Source organism: Paraglaciecola sp. (assembly GCF_039942875.1).
Classification (GTDB): Bacteria; Pseudomonadota; Gammaproteobacteria; order Enterobacterales; family Alteromonadaceae; genus Paraglaciecola.
Genome location: NZ_JBDVBQ010000048.1, coordinates 1 through 9301 on the forward strand (window position 1 = coordinate 1; position 9301 = coordinate 9301).

At 39.7% G+C, this 9301-nt stretch carries 7 protein-coding genes and 4 tRNA genes; 8 read left to right on the top strand and 3 right to left on the bottom strand.

The features are described 5' to 3' along the window. Positions 1 to 500: 500 nt before the first annotated feature. Genes ABJE44_RS16820 through imuA form a run of 3 tightly spaced genes read right to left on the bottom strand, consistent with a single transcriptional unit; the run spans position 501 to position 5730 of the window. A complete protein-coding gene (locus tag ABJE44_RS16820) occupies positions 501 to 3596 on the bottom strand; it encodes an error-prone DNA polymerase (RefSeq protein ID WP_348112731.1) in 3096 nt (1031 codons plus the stop codon). After that, on the bottom strand, positions 3596 to 5035 hold the full coding sequence (locus ABJE44_RS16825; RefSeq protein ID WP_348112732.1) for a DNA polymerase Y family protein: 1440 nt from the start codon (positions 5033 to 5035) through the stop codon (positions 3596 to 3598). Before ABJE44_RS16825 ends, ABJE44_RS16820 begins: the two co-directional genes overlap by 1 nt. Positions 5036 to 5037: 2 nt before the next feature. Next, positions 5038 to 5730 (bottom strand): translesion DNA synthesis-associated protein ImuA, encoded by a 693-nt coding sequence (gene imuA / locus ABJE44_RS16830; RefSeq protein ID WP_348112733.1) that lies wholly within the window; start codon positions 5728 to 5730, stop codon positions 5038 to 5040. A gap of 187 nt (positions 5731 to 5917) precedes the next feature. On the opposite strand from imuA, the gene murB reads away from it, so the two are divergent. The 8 genes from murB to ABJE44_RS16870 form a co-directional block, all read left to right on the top strand. After that, positions 5918 to 6916 (top strand): UDP-N-acetylmuramate dehydrogenase, encoded by a 999-nt coding sequence (gene murB / locus ABJE44_RS16835; protein ID WP_348112734.1) that lies wholly within the window; start codon positions 5918 to 5920, stop codon positions 6914 to 6916. Then, positions 6913 to 7887, top strand: coding sequence for a bifunctional biotin--[acetyl-CoA-carboxylase] ligase/biotin operon repressor BirA (gene birA / locus ABJE44_RS16840; protein WP_348112736.1), 975 nt, complete (start codon positions 6913 to 6915; stop codon positions 7885 to 7887). Before murB ends, birA begins: the two co-directional genes overlap by 4 nt. Beyond that, a complete protein-coding gene (locus ABJE44_RS16845; protein WP_348112737.1) occupies positions 7871 to 8596 on the top strand; it encodes a type III pantothenate kinase in 726 nt (241 codons plus the stop codon). The genes birA and ABJE44_RS16845 overlap by 17 nt, the downstream gene beginning before the upstream one ends. Before the next feature lie 142 nt (positions 8597 to 8738). Continuing rightward, positions 8739 to 8814 (top strand) — tRNA-Thr (locus ABJE44_RS16850). 7 nt (positions 8815 to 8821) lie between these two features. Continuing rightward, positions 8822 to 8906 (top strand) — tRNA-Tyr (locus tag ABJE44_RS16855). Positions 8907 to 8939: 33 nt separating this feature from the next. Then, positions 8940 to 9013: transfer RNA gene (locus tag ABJE44_RS16860), tRNA-Gly, on the top strand. 12 nt (positions 9014 to 9025) lie between these two features. After that, positions 9026 to 9101: transfer RNA gene (locus ABJE44_RS16865), tRNA-Thr, on the top strand. Between the two features lie 60 nt (positions 9102 to 9161). Continuing rightward, positions 9162 to 9301: GTP-binding protein (locus tag ABJE44_RS16870; RefSeq protein WP_348112728.1), on the top strand; the 140-nt coding region annotated here is incomplete at its 3' end.

Below are 9301 nucleotides of genomic sequence, written 5' to 3' on the forward strand. Positions count from 1 at the left end.
TCACGAAGTGGATTGTCCGGAAGCTCGCAGGGCTCCCTTCGTTCAGGCGGTTACGCTGCTTTGCAGCTAAAAGCAAACCACCTTCACCCCCATGCGAGAGTAGCACACTGCTGGAAGGCCAGCCCCGCAGACTCCTATTTAAAGAAAGGGCTATCCTAAAGGGTAGCCCTTTTTTGCTTTCTGGGATTTGATAATCTAAGTACCTTCTTGTTAGGAGTGCTTCATCCCTGAAGAAGCTCACCCAAATATGACATCCATGCCAAACTGTTAAACCGCTGGAGCAGTGCTCCAGAAAGACTCGGTTTAACCCTCCTACAATATTTTCCAGACAACTTTCTGCACTTCCTACATCCATGTAGGTCGCACGGGGTGCCCCGCACACTGCTGGAAGGCCAGCCACGCAGACTCCTATTTAAAGAAATGGCTTCACAACGAGGGCTATCCGAAAGGGTAGCCCCTTTTTGCATTCTGGAATTTAATAATCAAATACCATTCAGAATTCAGTGGAAGTTTCGTGATTTACTATTAAGGTCTGCTAAGGTTGAGCTTAAATCAATTAACTTTCCGGCTATTACATGGGTGACTCCACCATCACCGCGCTCTAAAATTCCCTTTACTTGCAATATCTTCGATTTTAAAAAAGCTTGTTTTTGAGCTCGTGCGGTATTTAACCACACGACTACATTGATATTTCCAGTGTCATCTTCAAGAGTAATAAATGTAACACCCTTAGAGGTTCCGGGCCTTTGTCTTCCAATCACTAAACCAATAACACTAACATGGGCATGGTGATTTTTTTGTATCAACTGATCTGCTTGTAGATGACTGGGGAGTAGATTTGCTTCTCGCAATAATGTAATTGGATGAATTGTTAGACTTAAGCTTGTTGCTGCATAGTCTTCTAACAAGTTATCGCTGGGGCTTGGAGTGGGAATAGTGTTTGTATCTAAGTTTTTTAGACTATTTAATAGTGGTAAGTCAGCTTCTGAATCCATTAATAACCAGCGCGCTGCATACCTGTTATCACATATAGTCTGATAAGCATTGGCACTGGCGAGTGCTTCCAAGTATTTACGTGATAATTTTAAGGCTTTGATTTGGTTAATGTCATTATAGCCTTTTACAGGCCTAGCTTTTATTAAGGTTAGTGAATCACTTGAGTTTATATTTTTAATTATTCTAAAACCTAAGCGTATCGCCCAGTTTTTATTTTTGTATTCTATTGTGTGATCATGGCTAGAAGCATTTACGCACAAAGGCAGCACGCTTACATTATGGCGTTTAGCATCTTCTATCAATTGCGCAGCAGAGTAGAAGCCCATAGGTAAACTATTTAATAAACCCGTATAGAAAACAGCTGGATAATAATACTTTAACCAACTAGAGACATAGGCTAAGACTGCAAAAGAAGCTGAGTGAGACTCAGGAAAGCCATATTCACCAAAACCACAGATTTGTTTGTATATCCGCTCTGAGTAATCTGCTTTGTATCCCCTTTCCAACATTCCTGTCATTAACTTTTCTCGAAAGTGGCTTAATTCTCCGTTACGTTTCCAACTGCCCATTGCTCTACGTAATTGATCTGCTTCACCACCTGTAAAACCGGCAGCTACCATCGCTATCTTAATAACTTGTTCTTGAAAAATGGGGACCCCTGAGGTTCTTGATAGAATTTTTTTTAAATCTAATGAGGGGTATTCTATTAACTTTGGATTGGCTCGGTGTTTCAAAAAAGGGTGCACCATTCCTCCTTGTATTGGACCTGGTCTGACTATCGCGATCTGAATGACCAAATCATAAAATGTGCTGGGTTTCAGTCTTGGTAACATGCTCATTTGAGCTCGGGATTCTATTTGAAAAACGCCAACTGTGTCGGCTGCTTGGATCATTTTATAGACTTGCCTATCATCGCCTAACGCTGTTATTGCAGCTACGCTGTATTCGTGCTGGTAGTACTTTTGAATGAGCGAAAACGATTTACGAATAGCAGTGAGCATACCAAGGGCTAATACATCTACCTTGAGTAAACCTAAACTTTCAAGGTCATCCTTATCCCATTGAATGACACTGCGTTCTGCCATGGTTGCATTTTCTATGGGAACTAGATGATAAAGTGGTCCTTGCGATATAACAAAGCCACCAACATGTTGAGATAGGTGGCGGGGAAACCCTTTTATTTCATCCACTAGGCTAGTAAATAGTTGTCCTTGGTTTGATTGATGGTCAAAACCTAACTCGTTGATCTGGCCACGCCAGCCGAGTTCATTATCTCTGTGATTGATGTTTTTTATGAAAAAATCTAGCTGGTGCTCACTGACTCCCAATGCTTTCCCTACATCTCTAATCGCGCTCTTGTGGCGATAAGTGATAACAGTAGCTGCAATGGCTGTTCGTTCACGACCATATTTTTTATAAATATATTGAATGACTTCCTCACGTCTTTCATGTTCAAAGTCGACATCTATATCTGGTTGCTCTTTGCGCTCTCTCGAGATAAAGCGTTCAAATAATACGGATATTTGTCGTGGATCGACAGCGGTGATTTGTAAACAATAACAGACCACTGAGTTAGCGGCAGACCCTCTACCTTGGTATAAAATTTCTTGCTGTTGAGCAAACTGTACAACATCATAAATAGTTAAAAAAAAGTATTCATACTGTAATTCTTTAATGAGCTTTAATTCTTTCGCTATGATTTTTTTAATAGAATAGGTAAGCCGTTTACCACTAGAGAAGCGAATGGTCATCCCTTGTATAACTAACTGCCTTAAATACTCAGTCGCTGTTTTCCCTTTAGGAACTAATTCGCTGGGGTATTCATATTTCAAGTCATCTAAATTAAAGTCGCAAAAGTTGGCTATACGTACGCTTTCTGCAAGCCATTCTGAGTGATATAGATGTTTAAGTTTTTCCAAAGGCCGCAGATAACGTTCGCTATTAGGAAGGAGCTGACGTCCAAGTTGACTAATAGCGGTGCCTTTTCTAATGGCAGTTAGGGTATGCTGCAAGGGGAGTCTTTGCGTATTGTGCATAAGCACGCCCCCACAAGCACAGATGTTTAACTTATAAAGATCGCTAAGTTGCTCGATATGATGTAAATGGCGGTTTTCGTTTGCGGTTAAATGCCTTTGATATCCTAGCCAAACCTTGCTGTTGTAGTGTTTTTTTAGCCATAGGGCCCATTTGTTATTCGCTTCTGATTCACCGCTGGGCAACCATATAGTTAAGCAATGCTTTATTCCCCGTAAATCCCATTCAGTTAATTGATATTCTCCTTTGGGTGTCCGCTTACGTGCATTGGTGATTGTTCTACATAATTCAGCATAAGCCTGTCGGTTTGGGCACAATAATATAAATGTAAAGTCAGATTCAAATCGAAAAAAGCTTCCTACGATAAGTTTGATTTTGAGATTTTGTTCTTTTACTGCTGTATGCGCCCTAACTAAACCTGCTACAGAGCATTCATCTGTGATAGCAATAGCTCGATATTTTAAAAAGTCTGCCTGTGTTACTAGTTCTTGTGGGTGAGAGGCGCCATATAGAAAACTAAAGTTACTTTGACAAAATAACTCGGCGTATTGATATGGATTTGGCACTAGCTAAATACACCATGTAGATACCATTTGTTATGGGGGGTTTTAAACACCCAATACCACTGACCAACAGTATTATATGCAACGAAATAGTCTCGAATAATAAATTCAGAATCCCACCAACCGGTTTCAATGCGCTCTGGTCCAGATGTTAAATAAACCTTTTCTTGCAAGCGTTGTGGCGGTGTTAATAAAAAGCTAGGACGAAGTGCAAAAAGTGAGACCTTAATCGCGGTCTTTGGGCTGGTTTGATTTAATAATGTTGTTTGCTCTGGGCGGTAATCATCATTCAATGTAGGGCTTAAAACGGCATCTTTCCCTAATTTAGCTTGCAGCATAGATGTTAACTGCAAAGAAGATAGTGTGCCTTGTTTACTTGTAAATAAATCTTGTTCATCAGGGCTCCTGATAAAGGTCTCTGAGGCGACTAATTGAATCCCAAAAATAGGACTGTTTAAGGTTATATTTTCAAGCTTTAGATATACTAATGTTTCCCAGCGCTTAGCCAAGTACTCCCCTTGCTGAGAGTGAATTTCTAATTCAATAGGCTTATGTTCTCTTTGACTTAAGTAAATACTTAAGGTTTGGGTTAAGAGATCGCGTTCTTTTAGGAATTGCTCTAGCCTAGAAAGTAATTGAATTAAGGGCTTTTGTAATATTTGTATGTTTTCTACATCAAATAACAATTCGATAATTTGGTCAAAATACGGTTTTGGATGAAAAAAGTTAATAGGGTGGGATAGTTCAGCAGTTAACCGACCAATATAAGTGACTATGTCAATTTCAAATCGTTTGGCAATATCGGCAAGAGAGAGATTAAGTAAATCTTTTATATTATGTATGCCAACGCGGTTTAGCTTTTGTATGGCTTTAGGGGGCAACTCGGTATGTTGTAATCTGCATTGACTGACAGCCTTTTCTATATATTTTTGATTATCTGTTATGTGATCCCATGCTTTAATTGCCAATAACTTAGCCGCCAAAGGCGAGTGCCCAGTCGCATAATGAAAATGAACATTTTGAGTCTCTAATATATGTTTAATATGTTGCCAGTAAGTTGCTAAATTACCATATAGATTCAGCATATTATGTACCCGTAACAAGAGCCCGTTGTCACTAAAAAAGCAAATGTCACTGGTAGCTAAATATAAGTTTTGAGCAATATTATTAAGCTTATTTCTTGTAATTTTTTCTTGATAAGGAATAACCTGTAAATCAGCCTTTAGCATAGAGGCGGTGCCTAAACCCATCCCCAAACGTATACCTGCTTGGTATGCAGCCTTGTTAAGTTGACATGCTTGATTCTTTGCTTCATCAAAGATGATATAAGCTTGTTTATGAATGTTTTTGTCAGAGCTTTGTTGTAATAGCGTGTCCAGCTGTAAGCTAGGAAAGTACAAGTACAGCCAAAGTTTTTGCATCACACAGGGAGGATTTGTCATGATCAGCCTGTCTGCGATGCTCGAAGTGGAAAGGTGATCACATTACTGTGTTGTAGTTGACAGATCTCAGGCCAGTAGTGATGCATATTAATGGTGAACGATTTTTTGGAAAATGCGCCCTTGCGTTTAGTGATTTGAGCGTTAATACCGGCCTTATCTGGACTTAAGTGCAATCCCAAACTTACCGGTAAAGAAATATGTTCTTGATTTGGTTGGCGAATAATAAACAAAAGGCAGTTGCCTTTTTCTGCAGCCAGTTGTAAACGTCTAGTTTGTGCCACTGATAAGCAGCTATGCCATATAACTATACTATGGCAACAGCCACTTTTTAGACTTTGTTCTGTGCTCCACAGAGTATCTTGTGCTGAGCTAGGTTTAATGAGTATTACTCGTTCAAGAGATAACCCAAACTCTGCCAACATTTCAGCATTTACATCCATAGGGGGAGCGATAAGTGTGGTTAATTCAGCAATATCCTGTTGCTGCCTAAGTAGAATGCTAGGCAACAATAAACGTAACTCTCCTATGCCAAGAGGACTGCGAACATCAATTACGCCATGCTCAGGAAAACCGCCCTGCAAAGCATTGTCTAGTTCCTGATAACCAGTATGCAGCTCGTTTTTTTTGTTATGGGCAATGTGGTTAGCTTGCCATAGCAAGTTCTTATTTTTGAGGTAATTAATAGTTGGATGCATTTATTATGTACGAATTAATACTGTATAAATAAACAGTATATTGGTCGAGTATATATATGCAAGTTTTAGCTATCAAAAAGAGAAGTAATTCGAGTCGTGTTAAAAGCTGAGTGATTAGACTTCTTTTACTAGTAATTAGTCGCTGCTCGATTAAAATAGTCTCAAACTCCTCAGCCCCTAGATATAAGTGCATTCTTTAACTTCTCTTCACACATTTGGATTATCAAGTTCTGGTAATCATGTTATCTCGATAGATTCATTCGATATGCTGCAAAAACAATTTATGAATGTCACAACCGATCCCTTTTGTATTTTGGGGGGAGGAAGTAATACTGTTTTTCTAGATGACTACCAAGGCACTATTTTTAAAATGGCACTGAAAGGCATACAAATAGAAGAGTCTGACTCTGAATACTTAGTGACGGCGGCTGCAGGTGAGAATTGGCATCAACTTGTTGCATATTGTATGCAGCAAGGAATAAATGGCTTGGAAAATCTTGCGTTAATTCCCGGGACAGTAGGCGCAGCGCCCATTCAAAATATTGGAGCGTATGGTGTAGAGATTGAAAGGTTTATTCGTAGAGTAGATTATTTTGATTTACATGCTCATAGTGTAAAAAGCCTAGACCGTGAGCATTGCCAATTTGATTATCGCGACAGTATTTTTAAATCACAGCTCGCAGGTCAGTTTATTATCACACAAGTTGTTTTAGCATTACCTAAAAATTGGATGGCGGTTACCCAATATGGCGAACTACAAAACTTAACTGCACCTACTCCTATGGATATTTTTAATAAAGTAGTGGCATTGCGTAAGAGTAAATTACCCGATCCTATCAAAATAGGTAATGCAGGAAGTTTTTTTAAAAACCCTATTATTGATAAAAAACTATTTACTGAATTACAACAAGAGTGGCCTGAAATCCCTAACTATCCTATTGATGCTAGTAACGTGAAAGTCCCTGCTGCATGGTTAATTGACAGGTTGGGTTTTAAAGGCAAAAAAAACGGCGGTATAGGATGCCATCCCAATCAAGCTTTGGTGTTATTTAATGATGGGACAGGAACAGGAGAGCAGCTACTACAGTTCGCCAGAAGCATCAAATCAGCCGTGAGTCATACCTTTTCAATCAACTTAGAAAATGAAGTAAGGCTGATGGATAGCCAAGGGCTAGTGACATTATGAGCAAATCAGTTGATGAAGTACGCAGTATCTTGCTATCTGTTTTAGCAAATGGCGAGTTTCATTCTGGTGAAGCGTTAGGTCAAACTTTAAACCTTAGTCGAGCCTCTATATCTAATCATATAAAAGCCTTAACGAGTCTTGGTCTAGATATCTATAGCGTAACAGGGAAAGGATACTGTTTAGCTAATCCTTTAGATTTTCTAGCCCACAAAGAAATATCAACTCATTTGCCTGCTGATTACTCATTACCTATTGAGGTGCTAAATGTTATTGGTTCCACCAATCAATATATCAAAGAAAGGTTTGATAACTTAGAGAACGGTTATGCCTGTTTAGCTGAAGCGCAAACCGCTGGCAGAGGTCGACATGGACGTAAATGGGTATCTCCTTATGGTAGTAGCCTGTATTTATCCATGTATTGGCATTTTTCTGGAGGGTACCCCGCACTAGGTGGGTTGAGTTTAGCTGTCGGAGTTGCTGTGGCTAAAGCATTAAGTTTAAGTGGTATCGAAGGCATTAAACTGAAGTGGCCAAATGACATTTATGGCTTAGGTAAAAAACTTGCTGGTGTGCTAATAGAGGTAGAAGGTCAAATGGGACTAGGCTGTCAAACCGTCATAGGCATTGGTTTGAATATATCATTGCCCAAAAATGTTGAAGAAATAGATCAGCCATGGATAGATTTGGCGCAACTTACAGATAATTCACTAGAGCGTAATCGATTAGCTGCAAATTTATTGGCTACCCTCTCCGAAACATTATACGTTTTCGAGCGTGATGGATTAGCCCCATTTATTGAGGCTTGGCGTAGTAAAGATGTGTACGCCAATCAAGCCATTAAACTCATAGTGGGTAAACAAACTATTTCTGGTATTAGCCGGGGAGTGAATGAAAGTGGTGCTATTTTATTAGAAACAGAACAAGGTGTTAAAGCATTTCACGGAGGAGAAGTCAGTGTCAGACCAGCTTAATAGCTTGCTAATAGATATCGGCAACAGCAGGATCAAGTTTGCCTTTGGCAGTGACTTAACCAAAATTAACGTTTGTAACTCAATTACAGAGTTAATCCCTTATTTACACCATGTATCAAATATATGGTTATCTAGTGTTGGTAAGGCCTCCCAAGTAAAACAATTACAAGGGTTAGTCTTACCGTTAGGTATAGATTTACACATAGTAGTCACTCAAAAGCAGGCCTACGGTTTAAAGTTTGCCTATCAAGATATGACCACTATGGGAGTGGATCGTTGGCTGGCTATGATTGCCGCCTCACAAGAAACCATTAAACCTGTGGCTGTTTTAAGTTTAGGGACAGCCAATACCTGTGATGTTTTATATGAAGGGAAACATTTAGGGGGCTGGATTGCACCGGGTTTTTCACTAATGAAAGACAGCCTACAGATTCGTACCGCTCAAGTGTTTGCTGATAGCCAAATGCCAACAAAGTTAACTTTGGGTGATAAAACTCAAGATTGTGTCAATTTAGGGTGTTTAGCACAGCAGCAAGGATTTGTTTTGATGGCAAATAATTATCTTTTGTCACGATTTAATGACTACGATATTTTTGTAACGGGTGGTGCTAGCTCATTAGTTGAGCAGTTAAATTTACCTAAAGTCACTTTTTTTGAAAACTTAGTCTTATCTGGCTTAAATATTCTTAGTGAAAAAATAGAAAAATAATCATTTACCCACAATGAAATGACCGTAAATTGAGCAGTTAGCCCTAAAATTCAACAAACAACATAAAAAATACAATTTTTTGCAAATTCCCTATTGCACACCCTGAAATCTTACTCTAGAATCCGCACCCACTTGATGCAGTGCCGACTTAGCTCAGTTGGTAGAGCAACTGACTTGTAATCAGTAGGTCACCAGTTCGACTCCGGTAGTCGGCACCATCAATCTGGAGGGGTTCCCGAGTGGTCAAAGGGATCAGACTGTAAATCTGACGGCTCAGCCTTCGCAGGTTCAAATCCTGCCCCCTCCACCACTTTTTGCTTGATATGGTATGAGAGCAAGTTGTGCGGACGTCGTATAGTGGTAATACCTTAGCCTTCCAAGCTAATGCTGCGAGTTCGATTCTCGCCGTCCGCTCCATTTTTGTGAAATGCTGATATGGCTCAGTTGGTAGAGCGCACCCTTGGTAAGGGTGAGGTCGGCAGTTCGAATCTGCCTATCAGCACCACATGTCTCTCCCCATCTCAATAAAAAATCAATTTTAATGTACTTTGCTGGGGAATAGACAATGGCAAAAGAAAAGTTTGAACGTACTAAACCGCATGTAAACGTAGGTACTATCGGCCACGTTGACCACGGTAAAACCACATTAACAGCTGCAATCACAACTGTATTAGCAAAAACTTACGGTGGCGATGCATCTGCATT

What these genes read in the sequence shown, in the direction of transcription:
- ABJE44_RS16825 (WP_348112732.1), bottom strand. Translation starts at nt 5,035, where the DNA reads ATGACAAATCCTCCCTGTGTGATGCAAAAACTTTGGCTGTACTTGTAC.
- imuA (WP_348112733.1), bottom strand. Translation starts at nt 5,730, where the DNA reads ATGCATCCAACTATTAATTACCTCAAAAATAAGAACTTGCTATGGCAA.
- birA (WP_348112736.1), top strand. Translation starts at nt 6,913, where the DNA reads ATGAGCAAATCAGTTGATGAAGTACGCAGTATCTTGCTATCTGTTTTA.